Source organism: Streptomyces sp. NPDC006997, assembly GCF_040635175.1.
GTDB lineage: Bacteria > Actinomycetota > Actinomycetes > Streptomycetales > Streptomycetaceae > Streptomyces.
The window spans coordinates 48015-66882 of sequence record NZ_JBEYHH010000017.1; the positions used below are offsets into that span (position 1 = coordinate 48015).

Consider the following 18868-nt stretch of genomic DNA (forward strand, 5'->3'; position numbering starts at 1 on the left):
GGCCAAGTGCCGGAACGCTTGCGCCGCACCCTAGTTGGGGGTCTGGCCCCCGTCAGCCGGATGGGGCATTGGTCACTCGATGGAATGGCTTTGGGGAAAGGTGGCTGACGGCGGACACGCATCGGGCCCCGGAGTCCTTGAGGATTCCGGGGCCCGTGAGGATGCCTGCTGACCTGCGCGGTTACGCGCCCGTCGCCGCCTTCGCCGCGATGTCCGTACGGTGCTGGGAGCCGTCGAGGCGGATCCGGCCTACGGCCTCGTAAGCGCGCTCACGCGCCTGTGCGAGGTCCTCGCCGGTGGCGGTGACGGAGAGGACCCGGCCGCCCGCGCTGACGACCGCGTCGCCGTCGCGCCGGGTGCCCGCGTGGAGCACGTACGCGTGCGGGGCGTCCTTGGCGGCCACCTCGTCGAGGCCGGTGATCGGGTCGCCGGTGCGCGGGGTGCCGGGATAGTTGTGCGAGGCGATGACGACGGTGACGGCCGCGTCGTCGCTCCAGCGCAGGGGTTCGAGGTCGGCGAGGTTGCCGGTGGCGGCGGCCATCAGGATCCCGGCGAGCGGGGTCTTCAGGCGGGCCAGCACGACCTGCGTCTCGGGGTCGCCGAAACGGGCGTTGAACTCGATCACCCGCACCCCGCGCGAGGTGATCGCGAGCCCGGCGTACAGCAGCCCGGAGAACGGCGTCCCCCGGCGGCGCATCTCGTCGACGGTCGGCTGGAGGACCGTCTCCAGCACCTCGTCCACCAGCTTCGGATCGGCCCAGGGCAGCGGGGAGTACGCGCCCATGCCGCCGGTGTTCGGGCCCTCGTCGCCGTCCAGGGCGCGCTTGAAGTCCTGCGCGGGCCGCAGCGGCACGACCGTCTCACCATCCGTGACGGCGAACAGCGACACCTCCGGCCCGTCGAGGAACTCCTCGATGACCACGCGCTCACAGGCGGCGGCGTGCGCCTTCGCCGCGTCGACGTCGGACGTGACGACGACGCCCTTGCCCGCGGCGAGACCGTCGTCCTTGACGACGTACGGCGCGCCGAAAGCGTCCAGCGCCTGGTCGGCCTCCTCGGGCGTCGTGCACACGTACGACCGGGCGGTGGGCACCCCGGCACCCGCCATCACGTCCTTGGCGAACGCCTTGGACCCCTCCAGCCGCGCGGCCTCCCCGGACGGGCCGAACACCGGGATCCCCGCCTCCCGCACGGCGTCGGCCACCCCCGCGACGAGGGGCGCCTCCGGGCCTACGACGACCAGTTCGGCGCCGAGCTTCGTGGCCAGCGTGGAGACGGCCGCGCCGTCCAGGGCGTCGACCTGGTGCAGCTCGGCGACCTCCGCGATACCGGCGTTGCCGGGGGCGCAGTGGAGCGCGGTGACCGCGGGGTCGAGGGACAGTGAGCGGCACAGGGCGTGTTCGCGGGCGCCGCTGCCGATGACGAGGACCTTCACGGGGTCAGCCTAACGGCAGCGGGCGCGGCACTTCGTACAGGCCGCCGAGGCGGAGGGGGCGGAGGGGTTGGACTTTCCTCCAGGAGGGAAGCCGACACCCGCCTTGCTGGTCGGGCCGCTGGATCACTCATTGCTGAGTTCCTCCACCACCGTCGCACCGAGTTCCCGCACGATCAGCTCCTGGCCGGAGAGGGCCGACTCGTCGAGGTCGGGGTCGTCGTCCTCGGGGGTGTCGTCCTCGGGGGACACGGGGTCCGGAGCCGCGGGGGCGGGGGCGGGTGAGGGGGCAGGGGCGGATCTGGACGCCGGAGGAGGCGAGGGGCTGGCGGCCGGTGCTGGGGCAGGGGCGGAGGACTGCGGGGGCGCCGGGCGCTGGGACGTCGTGGCGCTGCCACCGCCGCTGGAGGTGCCGTAGCCGGAGGGGGCGCCGGGCGCGCCGCTGGCGACAGGGCCGCCGCCACCGCCGTACCCCCCGGAACCACCGAACCCGCCGGGGGCTGGCGGCGCCGAGCCGCCACCGGACGGGTCGACGACGGCCTCCACCTTCCAGTGGACGTTGAACTGCTCGACCAGCGCCTGCCGCAGTACGTCCTCACTGCCGCTGCTGGCGAAGTTGTCCCGGGCGCCGGAGTTGACGAAGCCGAGTTGGAGGGTGGTGCCGTCGAAGCCGGTGACCTGGGCGTTCTGGCTGAGGAGGATCCAGGTGAAGCGCCGGCGGTTCTTGACGGCTTCCAGGATGTTGGGCCAGAGGGAACGGGGGTCGAGCCCGCCGGGCGCCGGGGCGGCGACGGGCGAGGGGGCTGGCGCGGAGGGCGCGGCCGGGGTGGGTGCCGCGGGCGCCGGGGGACGAGTGTCGTCGGCCCCTCCGGCCGGGGCGGGGGTGGTGGGCCAGCCGCCCGGCCGTCGGCCACCGCCGCCCGCCGTGGTGGCGGTGGGCCAGGCGCCGGGGGCGGGCTGCGAGGGCTCGGCGGGCGCCGCACTGGGACCGGGACCGGCGGCCGGGGCCGCTTGCTCCGCCGGGCCACTGACCGCGACGACCGGGGGCTCGGCAGCCGCGGCCGCCCCCGGAGCGACCACAGAGCCGCCTCGCACCGCAGCCCGGGCAGCGGCGGCACCGCCGCCACCCGGAACGGAGGACGACGCGTCCACGGCACCACCGTCTCCACCATCGGCTCCGCCATGGACACCGGGCGCGGGGACGTACCCCATGGGGGGCGTACCGGCCCCGGTGGAGAAGTTCACGCCACGTTCCAGCCGGTCGAGGCGGGCCATCACGGACCGCTCGTCGCCGTAGGCGGCGGGCAGCAGGACGCGGGCGCAGATCAGTTCGAGCTGGAGGCGGGGCGAGTTGGCGCCGCGCATCTCGGTCAGACCCTCGTTGACGATGTCGGCGGCGCGGGTCAGCTCGGCGGGCCCGAACGACTGGGCCTGGGCCTGCATCCGCTCGACGACGTCGGCGGGGTAGTCGAGGAGACCCTTCTCCGCGGCGTCGGGCACGGCGGCGAGGATGACGAGGTCGCGCAGCCGCTCCAGCAGGTCGGCGACGAACCGCCGGGGGTCGTTGCCACCCTCGATCACCCGGTCCACGACCTCGAAGGCGGCGGCGCCGTCGCCGGAGGAGAAGGACTCGACGACGGAGTCGAGGAGCGAGCCGTCGGTGTACCCGAGGAGGGAGGTGGCCATGGCGTACGTCACACCGTCGGCCCCGGCACCCGCGAGCAACTGGTCCATGACGGACATGGAGTCACGCACGGACCCGGCCCCGGAGCGCACGACCAGCGGCAGGACACCCTCCTCGACAGGGATGTCCTCCTTCTGGCACACCTCGCCGAGGTAGTCACGCAGGGTCCCCGGCGGCACCAGCCGGAACGGGTAGTGATGGGTCCGCGACCGGATCGTCCCGATGACCTTCTCGGGCTCGGTCGTGGCGAAGATGAACTTCAGGTGCTCCGGCGGCTCCTCGACGACCTTGAGCAGCGCGTTGAAACCGGCCGACGTGACCATGTGGGCCTCGTCGATGATGTAGATCTTGTACCGGCTGCGCGCGGGCCCGAAGAACGCCTTCTCGCGCAGGTCACGGGCGTCGTCCACACCACCGTGCGAGGCGGCGTCGATCTCGATGACGTCGATGGAGCCCGGCCCGTTGCGCGCGAGGTCCCGACAGGAGTCGCACTCGCCGCAGGGCGTCGGCGTGGGCCCCTTCTCGCAGTTCAGACAGCGGGCCAGGATGCGCGCGCTGGTCGTCTTGCCACAGCCGCGCGGACCGCTGAACAGGTACGCGTGATTGACCCGGTTGTTCCGCAGCGCCTGCTGCAGCGGGTCGGTGACATGCTCCTGCCCGATGACCTCGGCGAAGGACTCCGGGCGGTAGCGGCGGTACAACGCAAGAGACGACACGCATACGAGGTTATAGGCGCCCACCGACAACGGACCCCGCCCACGGACCCCGCCCGGCAACGCGAGCGCCCCCCACGCACCCGCCAGAGCCAACCTACCCTTGCTGCCTTCCGGCCCTGGGGGAGTTCAGTCAGATAGCGCCGCGTGAGGGGCTCCGCACAGGTTACCCGATCCGACCGGCAGGAACGAGTTCGCGAGCACTCCCCAGCGTCATGTAATGTTCCTGGCGGAGGATTCGCCTAGAGGCCTAGGGCGCACGCTTGGAAAGCGTGTTGGGGGCAACCCCTCACGAGTTCGAATCTCGTATCCTCCGCAGCCGCCTGAACAGGCGAAACGAGCAGCCGAGCCGCAATTGTGGCTCGGCTGCTCGTTATGCGCTGGTTGCAGTTCTGGTTGCATTTATAGGCGACATTCGGGACATGTCGACCGACAGGAGCTTGGCTGTGGACGTCCCGGCGATTGCCGACGGTCAGGACCCACACGATCGACTGACGATCCTCAGCGGGGCAGACAACGCGGCGGTCGCCGGCCCCGGTCAGGGACGTGAGGGCCCTCAACGAGCAGGTCGCCGATTTGGACGAACTCGTCGAAGGCCGGTTTCGCGAACACGAACTCGCTGACAGTCCAGGGCGTCCCCGGCATCGGCGCCACCCTGGGCGGGGAGTTCCTTGCGGCCTTCGCCGGCGTCGCGCCCGTGTCTCGTGTCTCGTGTCTCGTGTCACAGCCTCGACTCACAGCCTCGTGTCGGCTCCGGCATCGCCGGAAAGGTCCCATGTCGAGGCCAGCCAGGCCAGGTCGGCTCCGGCCTGACGGCGGGTCGCCCGCTCGCGCGTGAACAGCTCCTCGGTCTTCGTCAGCACCAGCGTGTACGGGCGTCCCTGCCTCCTGGTCACATGGCTTACGGGCAGCTCGGCCATGTCGATCCTGCTGTGCACGTGCCGCCGCCCGTCCTTCGCCAGCGGCCACTCCAGCGTCCGCCGCGACCGGGAGCCGAGAAACTCGCCCAGGCCGCCGCACAACTCACAGCCGCACCCGGTCCACGCCACCGACCAGTCGTCCGCGGCGCGCGGCGCCCGTCGCGCGAGCGCGCCGAGCCGGTCCCCGCACTCCCGCGCCACCGCTCCGAGCCCCGCCGACCGAAGCTCGCCCTCCGTCTGTTCCCGCGCCGCGTGACGCAGCATCGGCAGCAGGCACTCCAGGACCGTGTCCTGGCAGGAACGCAACGCCGCCATGATCCGGCCGCGCAACTGAGCATCAGCCGCTTCCAGGATGCGCAGCAGCGGCAGGCTCAGCCGGTCCAACCGCGCGCGGCGGATCTCGGCCGGCCCGGTTGCGGCCCACAGCCGCAGCTCACCGTCCACCTGGGTCCAGGCGCCGGTCAACAGCAGCTGGGCCACCGCCGGACTCCGGGCGGAGCACAGCGCCGCGCACAGCTGGGGAAGCCGCTCGGTCCAGTCGTACCGGTGTTCCTCGAAGCGGTTCCGCGCGCCGCCGAACCAGCCCTCGGTGACCTGGCCCAGCCACGGGACGCCGTACCGCTTCGCCACCGCGGCCAGGTCGTCCGCGTGTTCCGGAGTGAGCGCGTCGATCCGGAACGGCTCAAGGAGCATCGCGGCGGTCCCGGGCGCCCGAAGGCCCTCGGCCACCCGCAGCGCGCTCCCCAGCTGCCCGGGCTGTACACCGTTGCCCTTCCAGAACGGCGCGAGGGACTCGGCCGCGGCACGTGCGCCGTCCCGGTCACCCGTGGTGATACGGGCCTGCAGTTCCTCGAGTGCCCACCGTGATCCGGCCTCGCCGCGCGCCGCGAAGGCCCGCTCCCGTGGCCACACCACGACCGCGGCCCGCCGGTACCAGCGGTCCAGTGTGTTGCCGTAGTTGCCCATGTAGCCCTCGTACTGGGAGTCATAGGGCTTCAGGTCCGTACTCGGGGTACTGGCGCAGCTCTCGTAGTCGCGGACGTAGAGCGAGATCTCCTCGCCGTCGGCGCCGTCCGGACCGGTCCACCAGCCGAGGGTGATCTCGTCGTCGATCAGCTCGCCCAGCTCGTAGTCCTCGTCGGCACCAGCGCCGTCGACCGCGGCTGCTTCCTCCCCCTCTTCCTCTCCGTCCTCCTCCTCGTCGTAGCCGTAGTCGTCCCAGGGGTCGTATCCGGCCGGAGTGGCGTCCCAGGTCTCCTTCACCTCTGCGAGGGCGAGTACCGTCTCGCACCCCGCCTGGGCCGCCGCGGCGCGCAGCAGCGCGGCACGCTCCGCGTCGGCGCCCTTGAGCCGGCCCCAGCCGAGACCCCGCTGCGTGTACTCGTGATCGAGCAGGTAGACGAGACGACGGGGCGGATCGGAGTACGGGCCGCCGTAGCGCGGCCTGGCCGGTGTGTCGAAGTGCTGTTCCAGGCAGTGCGCCAGGTCGTCGAGCGGGCCGGACTCCTGCTCCGGGGCGGCCCGCTCGGCCAGCAGGTTGAGCGTGAGGGTCACCCGGTAGCCGGTCCTGACCGGTGTCACCTCGTGCGGGCAGTCGGCGTAGAAGGCCACCAGGCCCAGCTCCGTCCTCGACGCACGGTAGGTCCGGCTCTGCCCGGCGTGCCCGATGACCAGCTCGCCGCCGGTGTGGGCCGAGGGCAGCGACAGCACCAGCGTGCCCACCATGGCGTCGTCCTTCTCCGAGTCCTGGTGGGGGAGGAAGAACTGCCCCTTGCCGTATACGAGGAGCGCGTGCGGCTCGGCCCTCAGCCTGGTCGACGCGGGGAACCCGAGTTCGTCCCGGAAGTACTCCAGCGCGCCGTCGAGCAGTGTCGGCCAGGCCGGGCCGCCCAGCGTGACCTGGTCCGGCGGGATCTGCCAGGTGTCGCGCACACTGCTGTCGCTCAGGGTGGCCTCCCCCCGGCCGAACAGTGCCGGACGCGCCACCGCGATCAGCTTCTTCACCTGCGGCGCGCGCAGCGGCAGACGCACCGGTCCGACCCCGGCCACCTCAAGGCGGACGCCGTCCGCCGGTGCGTCGAGCCGGGCGCTGAACTCCGTCGCCTTCGCGCCGCCGAGGAGCACGCCCAGCCGCTCCCTCGCGCTCTTGGTCATCACTCCGCCCTCCCTGTTCCCACGGCCGTGCCGCCTCGCCCCGACTCTACGGAGCATCGGGACCGCGGGTGGCCGTCTCACCCGTACGGGAACGCCTTGCCCTGCACGGACGGACGGAAGGACGGGGTCGGGATACACCGGCTCGGACCTGCGTGCCCACGTACGTCCCCCATCCGGGGACAACGGGAACAGCCGACTCCCGCACCTAGCGCCCCGGCGCTGCGGAACAATGGCCCCGTGAACGACGACGATGCTCAACTTCTGTCCCAGGTACGGTCGCTGCGGGAGAAGGGGAGCGGACCGAAGCAGATCGCACGGGCCCTCGGGCTGAAGCCGGCCCGGGCCGGCGCGCTGGTGCGCCAGGTGGCCCACGAACAGCAGAGCACGGCCGCACCGGCCGCGCGCCCGGTGGTGGGCTGCTGGGTGAGCGCCGGCTGGAGCACGGACCTGGAGCTGTCCGCGGCCCCCGACTGGGCGCGCGCGGACGACGAGGTCGCCGGGGATCCCGGGGTAGCCGGTTTCGCCCAGGTCCTGATCGCCCGCCAGGAGCGGGCCAGCCGGGTCACCGTCTGCGGGTTCCTCGTCGACGTCTACTGCCTCGGCGTCAAGGACACCGTCGGCCCGCAGGTGATGGGCGGAGGATCACTGGACGCCTACGTACGCGACTACTACCGGGCGTTCGACCGACCTCCGCTGCGGATCGGCCTGGAGCAGGCGCAGAGCATCGTGCACGGTGGGGTGGCCTACGCGCGCGCCCTCGGCTTCGAGCCCGCGCCGGACTTCGCGCAGGTCTCCGTACACCTCGGTGAGCCCGGCCCGGCGGCCCCGCAGGTCGGCTTCGGCCGCCAGGGCAAGCCGCTCTACATCAACGGCCCACGCGACGACGCCCGGAAGATCGTACGGACGCTGGAGCGCACCTGCGGCGCCGGGAACTACGACTACGTCGTGGGTACGGGGCCGCTGTGACCGGCGACCACGACGAGCGTCAGGTGCGCACGACCGAGCACGAGGCACAGGCCGATCTGCGGGCGGTGCTCCAGTTGTGCGCGGTGGGCCGACTGCGCTGCAGCGAGAAGACACTCCGCCCGTCCGCGGCGACGGTCAGGACGGTCGCGGAAGCGCTCAGCAGCGGCGACTTCTACGCCGAGGAACCGATCGCGTCCTTCGCCTGGCCGCTGCTGCTCCAGGCCGGCGGACTCGCCGAACTCGCTTCCGGCAAACTCGCACTGACCGCACGCGGCAGGGCGGCGCTGACCAAACCGGCCCACGACACGCTCGCCCTGCTGTGGCGGCGCTGGCTCAGCCACGGTGTGATCGACGAGTTCTCCCGCGTCGAGGCGATCAAGGGCCAACGCGCGGCGAACGTCCTCACCGCCGTCAGGCCGCGCCGGGCCCAGGTCGGCAAGGCCCTGGCCGCCTGCGCATCCGGTGAGTGGACCGATGTCGACACACTCTTCCGCACCATGCGCAAGGCTGGTCACGATCCCGGGATCGCCCGCACCGAGCGCGCCCTGTGGAAGCTCTACCTGCAGGACCCCGAGTACGGCAGCCTCGGCTACGACGGGTTCCACAACTGGGAACTCCTCCAGGGCCGCTACACCCTCGCCGTGCTCTTCGAGTACGCCGCCGTCCTCGGCCTGATCGATGTGGACTACCGGCCGCCAGTGGGCGCCCGCGACGACTACCGCGACAACTGGGGCGCCGACTGGACCGACCGCATCAGCCGCTACGACGGCCTCCTCGCCCTCCGCCTCAACCCGCTCGGCGCCTACGCCACCGGGCAGGCCGACACCTACCTCCCCGCCCCCGCACCGGCCGACACCGTCCCGAAGGGTTCCGGCGGTCTGAAGGTGCTCCCCAACCACGACGTGGTGGCCCTCGACGGACTCACCCCCGCCGCGACCCTCCTCCTCGACGCCTTCGCCGAGCGCACCGGCGACCGCGTGTGGGCCCTGACCTCCGCCTCGCTGCTCGCCGCCGTCGGCTCGGGCCGCGACCTCGCCGAACTCCGTCACCATCTGGAGGCCGGCGCCGCTCCGCTCCCGCAGACGGTCACCTCCCTGCTGGACGACGCCGCCCGCCGCGTCGGCCAGATCCGTGACACCGGGCCGGTGCACCTCGTCGAGTGCAGGGACCCCGCCGTCGCGGCCCTCCTCGCCACCGACCGCCGCACCCGTACGCACTGCACCCGTCTCGGCGAACGACACCTCGCCATCCCCCTCGACAAGCTCTCCGCCTTCCGCAGGTCCGCCCTCGCCCAGGGCTACCCCGTCGGCTGACACACGTCGTCGCCACCGGTGCGGCCAGCACGGTCGAGTACATCGCCGCCTCCGGCAACCGGCCCGTACGCAGCCTCAGCCGCCTCGTGCTCGACCTGCCCTGCCGCGGAGGAGATGGATGGTATCGATGGAGATAGTATCTCTGCCGATACTCTCACCATCGGGAGGCTTGCCATGCGTCGCTTCATCGGGCGGGACCGCGAGCTGAACGTGCTCGGCAACGCCTTGCAGGTGGTTCACGATGCCGTCGGGACGGCGAAACCGGGGCAGTGCGTCCTCATGCGGGGAAGACGGCGGGTCGGCAAGTCCAGCCTCGTCGAGGAGTTCCTCCGGCGCACCGAGGTGCCGTACCTCTTCTTCACCGCGGCGGGCGGCACCGCGGAGGACGAGCTGACGGAACTGCTCGACGCCGTCGCCAGATCCACCCTCCCGGGACGGGAACTGTTCGCGGAGGAGGCGCCAGAACAGTGGAACGCGGCGTTCAGGCTGCTTGCGGAGATCCTTCCCGACGACAGCCCGAGCGTGATCGTCATCGACGAAGTTCCCTATCTCATGGACCGCATCGACGCCTTCGAGGGCATGCTCCAGCGGGCATGGGACCGCCTGCTCAGCCGCAAGCCGGCGCTTCTCCTCCTGGTCGGGTCCGATCTGTCGATGATGGAGGCGCTGAACAGCTACGACCGCCCCTTTCACCAGCGGGGCCGGGAAATGGTCGTGGGGCCCCTGAACCCGGCCGACATCGGCGAGATGCTCGGCCTGTCTCCGGCGGCCGCGTTCGACGCCGCCCTGATCACGGGGGGTCTCCCCCTGATCTGCGCCGAGTGGCGGACGGGAGCGGATGTCTGGGAGTTTCTCCGCGACTCGCTGGACAACCCGATCTCGGCACTGCTGGTCTCCGCCGAGCGCTCTCTGGCCGCGGAGTTCCCACCACAGGCGATGAGCAGGGAGGTGCTGCGGGCCATCGGATCCGGGGAGCGGACCTTCACCAACATCGCGCGCGCGGCCGGCGGCATCGCCCACACGACTCTCACCCGAGCCACTGACGTCCTGACCGAGAAACGGGTCGTAGCCGCCGAGCTGCCGCTCTCACTGCGGCCGTCGAAGGAACGCCGCTACCGCGTGGCCGACCCCTACCTGCGGTTCTGGCTCGCGTTTCTGGATCCGTACATGGCGGAGATCGAGCGAATGCGGGGAGATCTCACATTGAGCCGGATCAAGGAGCAGTGGACGAGCTGGCGCGGCCGCGCGATCGAGCCCCTGGTCCGGGACTCCCTCGCCCGCCTCCTGCCGGACGGGCTCCTGCCGACCGCCCCGGCGATCGGCGGGTACTGGACCCGCAGCAACGACGTCGAAATCGACTTGGTGGGCGCCGACCGACAGCCGGTGGCCAAGCAGTTGGTCTTTCTCGGCTCGGTCAAGTGGCTGGAGAACTCCCCGTTCGACAGCCACGACCTGGCCGCGCTACAGAAGCACCGGGCAGCGATCACCGACGAGCCGGTACCGCTCGTGGCGGTCTCCCGCAGCGGGATCGGTTGTTCCGGCCTTCAGGCGGTGTACGGCCCCGAGGAACTGCTCAGCGCTTGGCGCAGAGTGTGAGCAGGAACTGATCTCTAGTTGCACTCCACGCAGGTAAGCACCGCCTCGCACATATAGGGGTATGTTTAATGGAGGCGTACTTCTCTATCTGGGGTGAGGCATGGACAAGCCTGCCGGGATGTTCGACCGGGACTACGAGTGGTCGGCGCTGAGGCGGTTCATCACCGACCCACAGCCGGGTGCGACTCTCGGCGTGGTCTCCGGACGTCGCCGCCAAGGCAAGACCTTCCTGCTGGACGCCGCGTGCCGCGCCGCCGAAGGTTTCTACTTCGGTGCGACCGAAGCCACGGATGCCGAGTCGCTGCGGAGGATCAGCACCGCGCTGACCGATCACGTCCGACCCGCCAGCCCGTTCCACTTCGCCAACTGGTCAGAGGTGGTCGACGCGCTGCTTGCCCTCGGCTCCGAACGCCCCGTCCCCGTGGTGATCGACGAGTTTCCGTACCTGGCCAAGGCCAATCCGGAACTGCCCTCAATCATCCAGGAGGCTCTGCGGCCCCTGCGTGATCAGCGCACCCGCTCGCGCACTCGGCTGCTGCTGTGCGGCTCGGCACTGTCCTTGATGGGCCGACTACTGTCGGGCAACGCCCCGCTGCGTGGGCGGGCGGGCCTGGAACTGGTCGTCCGCCCCCTCGACCACCGCCTCGCCGCGGACTTCTGGGACATCACCGACCCCCATCTGGCCATGAAGGTCAACGCGATCGTCGGCGGCACGCCCGCCTATCGGCGCGAGTTCGCGCGCGGCGACACTCCCCATGGACCGGACGACTTCGACGACTGGGTTGTCCGCACCGTCCTCAATCCCGAGACCCCCCTGTTCCGCGAGGCCCGCTACCTGTTGGCCGAAGAGCCCGACCTTCGCGACACCGCCCTGTACCTGTCCGTCCTGGCCGCCGTCGCCGACGGCAACGCCACCCGAGGCGGCATGGCCGGCTATCTGGAACGCAAAGCCACCGACATCGCGCACCCCATCAACGTTCTGGAAGACGCGGGGCTGCTCCACCGCGACGCGGACGCGTTCCGCGACAACCGGCCCACGTATCGCATAGCCGAACCGCTGATCGGCTTCTACCACGCGATCATGCGCCCGGTATGGGACCAGCTCGAACGCCCGGGCAGTGCGACACGGGTCTGGCAAGCCAGCCGCCGACGCTTCGTGAGCAATGTCCTGGGGCCCCATTTCGAACAGGTCTGCCGCGACTGGGCTCTCCATCACGTCGATCCCGACCTTCTGGGCGGTCTGCCCGCCCGCGTGGGACATGGCGTGGTCCACGACTCCAAAGCCCGCATCGGCCACGAGGTCGACGTGGCGGTGATCGGCATCGCCGACGCCGGCAAACCTCCGCTCCTGGCCATCGGAGAGGCCAAGTGGAACGACACCATGGGAATGGCCCACATCGACCACCTCCGGCATATCCGCGGCCTTGTCGGCCAGGCCGGACGTTATGACACCACCGACACTCGGCTGATCTGTTTCAGCGGAGCGGGATTCGACGACAAAGCCCATGCAGCAGCGGAAGCCGACACTGACGTCCGTCTCATCGACCTGGCCGCGCTCTACAGCCAGGAGTGAAGGCCCGCGCCGAGACCGGAACGGCAATGCGCCGCCCGGATCCGTCCACCAGCTCTGTTGCCCGTTCACCAAAGGCGTCACGAGTTGGAGACGTTGCTTCTCTTGCCCAGCACGCCAACTGTCCGTCAAGGGTGGGTAGAGGCGATCGAAGACTTCCTCGGGTGCTCCTGTGGCCAGTGCGAAGGGTGTAATGGTGTCGGGCTGCGTCGCATCGGGCTCCCACATGCGGTGGGGGAGCTGCGGGCGTCGGGGGCTGTGGGGCGGCTGGTGCCCGAGTTGCGGGCGGCGTTGTTGCGAGCCGGGGTTGTTGGGGCGGATGGCCCGGGTATTGCTCGACCTGCGCTTCCCGCCCTCCCTGTGGGCGTTCGACGGGCCCGACGACGTCGACAACGGGCTGTGCCTGTGCGCGCTGCACCACAAGCTCTTCGACAAGGGCGTCCTGGGCGTCGGCGACGGGCACCGGATACTCGTGTCGCGGGAGTTCGTCGGACGGGGGGCCGCCGCCCGGTGAGTACCGCGTCGCGCTCGCCGGGCGGCCGGTCATCGGGCCGTAGCCGGGTGCCGAGCGGGTGGCGGACGTCCATCGGGACTGGCTCGCGCGGCAGGTGTTCCGGGGGAGTCCCCGGGTTCCGTCCGCCGCCGTCTCGGCCGGCTCCGGGTGAAGGGTGCCTCCCTCACTTCCGGCTCTCCCTCACCACCGTCACCGGGCAGTGGGCGTGGTGCAGCAGGGCCTGGCTCACCGAGCCCAGGAGGAGGCCCGTGAAGCCGCCTCGGCCACGGGCGCCCGTGACCAGGAGCTGGGCGTGGCGGCTGGCCTCGATGAGGGCCGGGCGGGTCCGGGCGCGGAGCAGGCGGCGTTCCACCGTGACCTGGGGATACGTCGGCTGCCATCTGGCCACCGTCTCGTCCAGCACGCGCTGCTCGGCCTCCCGGAGGTGGTCGGTGTCGACGACCATGGTCGGCAGCGGATCGCCGGGACCCTCGTACGCGCGTTCGTTCCAGGTGTTCCACACGTGTACGGCGACCAGGGGCGCCGCGCGCAACGCGGCCTCGGCGAACGCGTACCCCACCGCCGCCTCCCCCGCCCCGGAACCGTCCACCGCCAGCACCACCGCGCCCAGCGGGTCGGGACGGCCCCGCACCACCAGCAGCGGGCAGGTGCCGTGCGCGGCCAGGTGCACGGCCGTCGAGCCCAGCAGCAACCCGGCGAAACCGCCCAGGCCACGGCTGCCGACCACCGCGAGCGACGCCGAGCGCGACTCGACCTCCAGCACCTCGAACGCGTCGCCCGCCACCACGGACCGGTCGATCTCGATGCCCGGCGCCACCTCGTGGGCCCGTTCCTCGGCGCGGACCAGGGTGCCGTGGACCATCGGCTCCAGACCGTGGTCGGCGGGGTGCCAGGGGGGCACGCCGGTCGGCAGGCGTCCGGGTGGCTGGCCGAAGGCGTGCACGATCCGCAGGGGCGCGCCCCGCAGCCGCGCCTCCTGGGCGGCTACCTCGACGGCGTGCAGGCTGGAGGGGGAGCCGTCCACGCCCACGATCACCGCCTTCGCCGCACGTGCGGGGTCCGCGGGGTCCGCGGGGTCCGCGGGCTCCGCGGGGTCTGCCGGATCCGCAGGGTCTGCCGGGTCCACCGGGCCCACCGGATTCGCCGGGCCCACCGGATTCGCTGGGTCCACCGGGTCCACGGGGTCCGCGGGGTTCGCTGGGCCCACCGGGTCCGCGGGGTTCGCTGGGCCCACCGGGTCCGCGGGGTTCGCTGGGTCCACCGGGTCCGCGGGGTTCGCTGGGTCCACCGGGTTCGCTGAGTTCATCGGGTTCTCCCGGGCGCCCTTCCTCGCGTCGCTCATCGCCCGCTCCTTCCGCTCGTCCGGTTCATCCCGGTCAGGGGCGCCGGTCGTGCGCCTCCACTCCGCGTACCACCGCGACCGGGCAGTGGGCGTGGTGCAGTACCGCCTGGCTGACGGAGCCCAGCAGCAGGCCCGTGAAGCCGCCGCGGCCCCGGGAGCCGACGACCAGCAGCTGCGCCGAGCGGCTCACCTCGATCAGGGACTCCCGGGTGCCGCCGTGCACGATCCGGTGTTCGACCACGACCCCCGGGTACCGCTCCTTGCGGCCCGCCACCGCCTCGTACAGCAGGCGTTCCTCCTCCGCGGCGAGGGCGCCCGGCGGGTTCGCGTACGGCGTCGCGGGGTCCTGTGGGGCGGGCAGCGGGGCGTTCCACGTGGTCCAGGCGTGCAGCGCCAGCAGCGGGGCCTTGCGCAGTTCGGCCTCGGCGAAGGCGAAGTCCACGGCCCGTTCGCCCGCGCGTGAGCCGTCGACGCCGAGCACGACGGGGCCGTCCGGCGTCGGCTGTTCGCGCACCACCAGGACCGGGCAGCGGCCGTGTGCCGCCAGGTGCATCCCCGTGGAGCCGACGAGCAGGCCCACGAAGCCGCCCCTCCCCCGGGAGCCGACGGCCACCAGGTCCGCGGCGCGCGACTGGGCCTCCAGGACGGTCAGCGGTTCGCCGGTGACCAGGGACTGTTCGATCTCCAGGGCCGGTGCCGTCGCCCGCGCCCGCTCCACCGCCTCCGTCAGCAGGTCCTCGGCCAGCTCGCGCGGCCCGCCGCCGTCGCCCGGGCCGACCGGTACGGGGTCCGGGGGCGGGTACGGCGCGTGCCCGGCGAAGGCGTGCACGACCCTCAGGGTCGCCGCCCGCGCCAGCGCCGCCCGTGCCGCCGTCTCCACGGCGACGAGACTCGACGCCGATCCGTCCACACCGACGATCACCAGACCGCTCATCGTGCCTCCTACGCCGGATGCCACCGCTGCGGTGCGCCGCCTTCGGGTCGCTGTCCGCCCTCAGGTCGTCGTTCGGGTGTCGCTTCCAGCACACCGCCGTGGGGGCCCTCGGGTGTAGGGCCGGGTGGTGCCGGGGGCGGGGCCGACCGGCACCACCCGGCCGTACGTGGCGCGGACCGCCCGTGGCCGACGCGCGCGCTCAGCGGCGGTACGCCGTCACCGCCACCGCGGGCAGCACCGCCAGCGCCAGTACCCCGCCCGTCAGCGCCAGCACGGGATAGCCCGCGGCGGCGACGACGATCCCGGAGGCCATGCCGCCGGTGGCGCCCGCGAGGGCGATGGACACGTCGACCAGGCCCTGGGTGCGGGCGCGGTTCGCCAGCGGCACGGCGTCGGTGATGATCGCCGTACCCGCGACCAGGCCGAGGTTCCAGCCCAGCCCGAGCAGCGCCAGCGCGAGGGCGAGCGGGCCGACGGAGTCGGCGGGGGCGAGCGCCGCCACCACACCGGCGGCCAGCAGCGTGACGCCGGACGCGGCGGCCATCGCCAGCCGTCCGTACCGGTCCACGAGCCAGCCGGTGAGCGGCGAGGGCAGGTACATCGCGGCGATGTGGAGGGCGATGACCAGGCCCGTGGCGGCGGTGCCGTGGCCGTGGTCGTGCATGTGGATGGGCGTCATCGTCATGACGGCGACCATCACGAGCTGGGTGAGGATCATGACCAGGGCACCGACCACGACACCGGCGTCCCGGGGGGCCGGCGCGGCCTTCGCGTCGGACGCGGTCGGCTTCTCGGGGGGTACGGCGTCGGCGGCCAGCTCCCTCGCCAGCAGCAGGGGGTCGGGGCGCAGCCAGACGGCCAGCACGAGCGCCGCCAGCGCGTACGCGACCCCCGAGAGCAGGAACGGCCCGGCCAGGTGCGGGATGCCGAGCGTCTCCGCGAAGGTCCCGGTCGGCGCGGCGAGGTTGGGACCGGCGACGCCGCCGAGGGTGGTGGCGACCAGCACCGTCGACACGGCGCGGGCCCGCCGGTCGGGGGTCGCGAGGTCGGCGCCGGCGTACCGGGCCTGGAGGTTGGTGGCGCTCCCGGCGCCGTACACGAACAGGGCGAGGAAGAGCAGGACGGGGTGGTCCAGCACGGCGGCGACGATGACGCCCGCGCTGCCCACCGCGCCGGTGAGGTACCCGGCGGCCAGTCCCGGGCGGCGCCCACCGCGCTGCGAGATCCGGCCGACGGTGACGGCGGCCAGCGCCGACCCGGTGGTGAACAGGGCGCTGGGCAGGCCCGCGAGGCCCGTCGAGCCGAGCATGTCCTGCGCGAGCAGACCGCCGACCGTGACCCCGGCGGCCAGCCCGGCGCCGCTGAGCACCTGCGCGGCGACCAGCACCCGCAGCACCCGGCGCTGGGCGGGGACCGTGCCGTCGGCGTCGCGGATGCCGGGCGGGGTCGCAGGTGCGGTGCTCGTCACGGTGGCTGCCTGCTCTCGTCCGGCCGACTGGGCTCATCCGCTGAGCCGACCCATCCGTCAATTCCAAGGATCTTCGGAATATCGTAGGAGATGTGGATCACGGAGGCTAGCCCCGGACCCGCAGCCGCGCCTTCTCGGTCACCTGGTCCACGTCCGTCGTCCTGACCGTCACCCGCATCGTCCAGTCGCCCGCGACCGGCAGGTTGAGGGAGTCGGTGGCCCAGTAGCCGCCCCGGTCGGTCAGGTGGGCGGCGAGGGGGCCGATGTCCTGGGCGGGGAGGGTGAGGGAGAGCCGGAGTTCGGGGACCGAGGAGAGGCCGCCGTCGGGGGCGAAGACGACCGCCTGGACGCTGTTCTCGCCCACCCTGGCCGGGTCCAGGGTGATCTGCACCGTGCCCCGGCCGCCCGTCGCGCCCAGGTCGAAGGGGACCGTCGTGACCGCCGAGCGCGGCTGCCCGGCGGGGGCGGCGCCGTCCGCCGCCGAGGTGGTCGCGGCGGCCTCGGTCGCCGCGCGGCCGGGGAGCGTGCTGGTCAGTGCGGTGGTCAGGGCCAGGACGACGACGCCGATGACCGCCTCGGCGAGGACGGAACGGCGTAGGGCCGACCGCGCGGGAGCCTCCCCGGGTGCTCCGGCAAGTCGATGGTCCTCGGTGCCCGCGGTGCCCGCGGTGTCCGCGGTGTCCCCGGTGTCCGCGGTGTCCCCGGTGTCCGCGGTGTCCCCGGTGTCCCCGGTGTCCCCGGTGTCCCCGGTGTCCGCGGTGTCCCCGGTCGCCGGGCCGCCGCCCGCCCCGACCGGTACCCGCGTGCGGGCCGGAACGGCCGCCGTGACGCCCCTCCGCGACCGCCGGGTCCAGCGGCGGGACAGCGTCGCCGCCGTCAGCAGCAGGGCGACCGCGCCCAGCTTGGCGAGCAGCAGACGGCCGTACGAGGTGGTGGTGAGGGCGTCCAGGGGGCCGAGGCCGCGCCAGGACTGGTAGGTCCCGGTGACGACCAGGACGGTGACACAGGTGAAGGCCAGCCGGGAGAAGCGGGCGACGGCGGGCGTCGGGACCTCGGTGCGGTACAGGGCGGCGAGGCCGCCGAGCCAGACCGACGCCGCCAACAGGTGCAGGGCGTGCGAGGCGACCGCCACGGGGACCTGGACACCGGCCGAGGCGTGCTCGGCCGCCGCCCAGGTCAGGGCCAGCGCGACGGCCACGGCGGCACCGGTGCCGAAGGTGGCGCGGGAGCGTGAGCCGCGCAGGACGCGGGCGGCGACGGACGCGGCCGGGGCGAGCAGGGCCAGGCGGGCCAGCAGGGCGAGGCCGGGGCGGCCGGTCAGGGTGTGGGTGAGGGTGGAGGCGTCCAGGGCCGTCGCCGGGGCGGTGCCCGCCTCGTACGGGGCACGCAGCGCCAGCAGGGCCAGGGTCGCCGCGAGCAGCGTCCAGCAGGCGACGCGCAGGTGGGTGCGGAGCGGGGCGGGGTCGGACGGGCGGCAGACAGCGGCGAAGACGGCGGTGCCGATCAGCAGGGCCACGGCGAGGTAGGCGAGGTAACGGGCGACGTCGTGCAGGCTCCTGGTGGCCGGGTCCTCGGTCGGGCCGGTCTCCGGGGCGGCCACCGCGGGGGTGCGCTCCCCCACCGAGAAGGTGAACGCCCCCGACACCGGGTGGCTGTCCGCCGACACCACCCGCCAGGCCACGGTGTACGTGCCGGTGCCGAGGCCGTCCGGCAGGGCGACCCGGACGGTGTGCGCGCCGCCGGGGCCGTGCCGGGCTTCCGCCAGGTGGACGCGGCGGCCGTCGGGGTCGAGCATCCGGACCGAGCCGTCCAGCAGGCCGACGGACTCGGTGAAGCCCAGGTCGAGGTGGCGGGGGGCCGACTCGAGGACGGTCCCGTCGTGGGGGGCGCTGTCGCGGAGGGCGGCGTGGGCCGTGGCGGGGGCGGCGGCGCCGAGGAGGAGCAGGACCAGCACCGCACCCAGCAGCACCAGCCGCCGGAGAGGACGGAAGGGCCGCAGCGGCCCGGGGACTCGCTGCCTTATGCCGGTGCCGGTGCCGGTCCCGGTGCCGGTCCCGGTGCCGGTCCCGGTGCCGATCCCGATCCCGGTGTTGATCCCGGTGCCGATCCCGATCCCGGTGCCGATCCCGATCTCGGCGCCGATCCCGATCCCGGCGCCGGTCCAGGTGCCGGTCCAGGTGCCGTGCTTTCGGTCGCCGCCGTCGCCATAGCCCACCGCTTCGCCCCCGCCGTCCGGCCCTCCGGTGCCGACCGCGCCCGCCG

The 18868-nt window shown here is 72.9% G+C and carries 11 protein-coding genes, 1 tRNA gene, 1 other RNA gene and 1 pseudogene; 6 read left to right on the plus strand and 8 right to left on the minus strand.

Features of this window, described 5'->3' with window-relative positions:
* Positions 1-181: 181 nt before the first annotated feature.
* From purD to ffs, 3 genes are all read right to left on the minus strand, one after another.
* Positions 182-1435, minus strand: a complete 1254-nt coding sequence (gene purD, locus ABZ659_RS18540) for a phosphoribosylamine--glycine ligase (RefSeq protein ID WP_360220682.1) — start codon at positions 1433-1435, stop codon at positions 182-184.
* Positions 1436-1558: 123 nt separating this feature from the next.
* Positions 1559-3832 (minus strand): DNA polymerase III subunit gamma and tau, encoded by a 2274-nt coding sequence (locus ABZ659_RS18545; RefSeq protein WP_360220685.1) that lies wholly within the window; start codon positions 3830-3832, stop codon positions 1559-1561.
* Positions 3833-3890: 58 nt separating this feature from the next.
* An RNA gene (gene ffs, locus ABZ659_RS18550) (signal recognition particle sRNA small type) lies at positions 3891-3989 on the minus strand.
* Positions 3990-4060: 71 nt separating this feature from the next.
* Between ffs and ABZ659_RS18555 the strand changes: the two genes are divergently transcribed.
* Positions 4061-4145, plus strand: a tRNA-Ser gene (locus ABZ659_RS18555).
* A 418-nt stretch (positions 4146-4563) separates the two neighbouring features.
* Here ABZ659_RS18555 and ABZ659_RS18560 read toward each other — a convergent pair.
* Entirely contained in the window at positions 4564-6903 is a 2340-nt protein-coding gene (locus ABZ659_RS18560) for a 2OG-Fe(II) oxygenase (RefSeq protein WP_360220688.1), read from the minus strand.
* A 237-nt stretch (positions 6904-7140) separates the two neighbouring features.
* Here ABZ659_RS18560 and ABZ659_RS18565 point away from each other — a divergent pair, with 237 nt between their 5' ends.
* From ABZ659_RS18565 to ABZ659_RS18585, 5 genes and pseudogenes are all read left to right on the plus strand, one after another.
* Entirely contained in the window at positions 7141-7869 is a 729-nt protein-coding gene (locus ABZ659_RS18565; RefSeq protein WP_360220691.1) for a hypothetical protein, read from the plus strand.
* Positions 7866-9182, plus strand: a complete 1317-nt coding sequence (locus ABZ659_RS18570) for a helicase-associated domain-containing protein (protein WP_360220694.1) — start codon at positions 7866-7868, stop codon at positions 9180-9182. The genes ABZ659_RS18565 and ABZ659_RS18570 overlap by 4 nt, the downstream gene beginning before the upstream one ends.
* 174 nt (positions 9183-9356) lie before the next feature.
* Positions 9357-10778, plus strand: a complete 1422-nt coding sequence (locus tag ABZ659_RS18575) for a DUF234 domain-containing protein (RefSeq protein ID WP_360220697.1) — start codon at positions 9357-9359, stop codon at positions 10776-10778.
* 100 nt (positions 10779-10878) lie between these two features.
* Positions 10879-12351 carry an ATP-binding protein gene (locus ABZ659_RS18580; protein ID WP_360220700.1) on the plus strand — a complete coding sequence of 491 codons (1473 nt, stop codon included), beginning with the start codon at positions 10879-10881 and terminating at the stop codon, positions 12349-12351.
* A 234-nt stretch (positions 12352-12585) separates the two neighbouring features.
* A pseudogene (locus ABZ659_RS18585) lies at positions 12586-13013 on the plus strand (HNH endonuclease); the annotation flags it as partial.
* 12 nt (positions 13014-13025) lie between these two features.
* Here the strand turns inward: ABZ659_RS18585 and ABZ659_RS18590 are convergent.
* The 4 genes from ABZ659_RS18590 to ABZ659_RS18605 form a co-directional block, all read right to left on the minus strand.
* The gene (locus ABZ659_RS18590) at positions 13026-13898 is read right to left on the minus strand and encodes a universal stress protein (protein ID WP_360221007.1); all 873 of its coding nucleotides are present in this window, start codon (positions 13896-13898) and stop codon (positions 13026-13028) included.
* A 340-nt stretch (positions 13899-14238) separates the two neighbouring features.
* Positions 14239-15138, minus strand: a complete 900-nt coding sequence (locus ABZ659_RS18595; protein ID WP_360220703.1) for a universal stress protein — start codon at positions 15136-15138, stop codon at positions 14239-14241.
* Between the two features lie 199 nt (positions 15139-15337).
* A complete protein-coding gene (locus ABZ659_RS18600) occupies positions 15338-16606 on the minus strand; it encodes an MFS transporter (RefSeq protein WP_360220706.1) in 1269 nt (422 codons plus the stop codon).
* Between the two features lie 106 nt (positions 16607-16712).
* A complete protein-coding gene (locus ABZ659_RS18605; protein ID WP_360221010.1) occupies positions 16713-18575 on the minus strand; it encodes a copper resistance protein CopC in 1863 nt (620 codons plus the stop codon).
* Between the last annotated feature and the right edge of the window lie 293 nt (positions 18576-18868).

Excerpts from the sequence above, each read along its gene's own strand:
- ABZ659_RS18560 (WP_360220688.1), bottom strand. The coding sequence starts at position 6,903 with ATGACCAAGAGCGCGAGGGAGCGGCTGGGCGTGCTCCTCGGCGGCGCG.
- ABZ659_RS18575 (WP_360220697.1), top strand. The coding sequence starts at position 9,357 with ATGCGTCGCTTCATCGGGCGGGACCGCGAGCTGAACGTGCTCGGCAAC.
- ABZ659_RS18580 (WP_360220700.1), top strand. The coding sequence starts at position 10,879 with ATGGACAAGCCTGCCGGGATGTTCGACCGGGACTACGAGTGGTCGGCG.
- ABZ659_RS18595 (WP_360220703.1), bottom strand. The coding sequence starts at position 15,138 with ATGAGCGGTCTGGTGATCGTCGGTGTGGACGGATCGGCGTCGAGTCTC.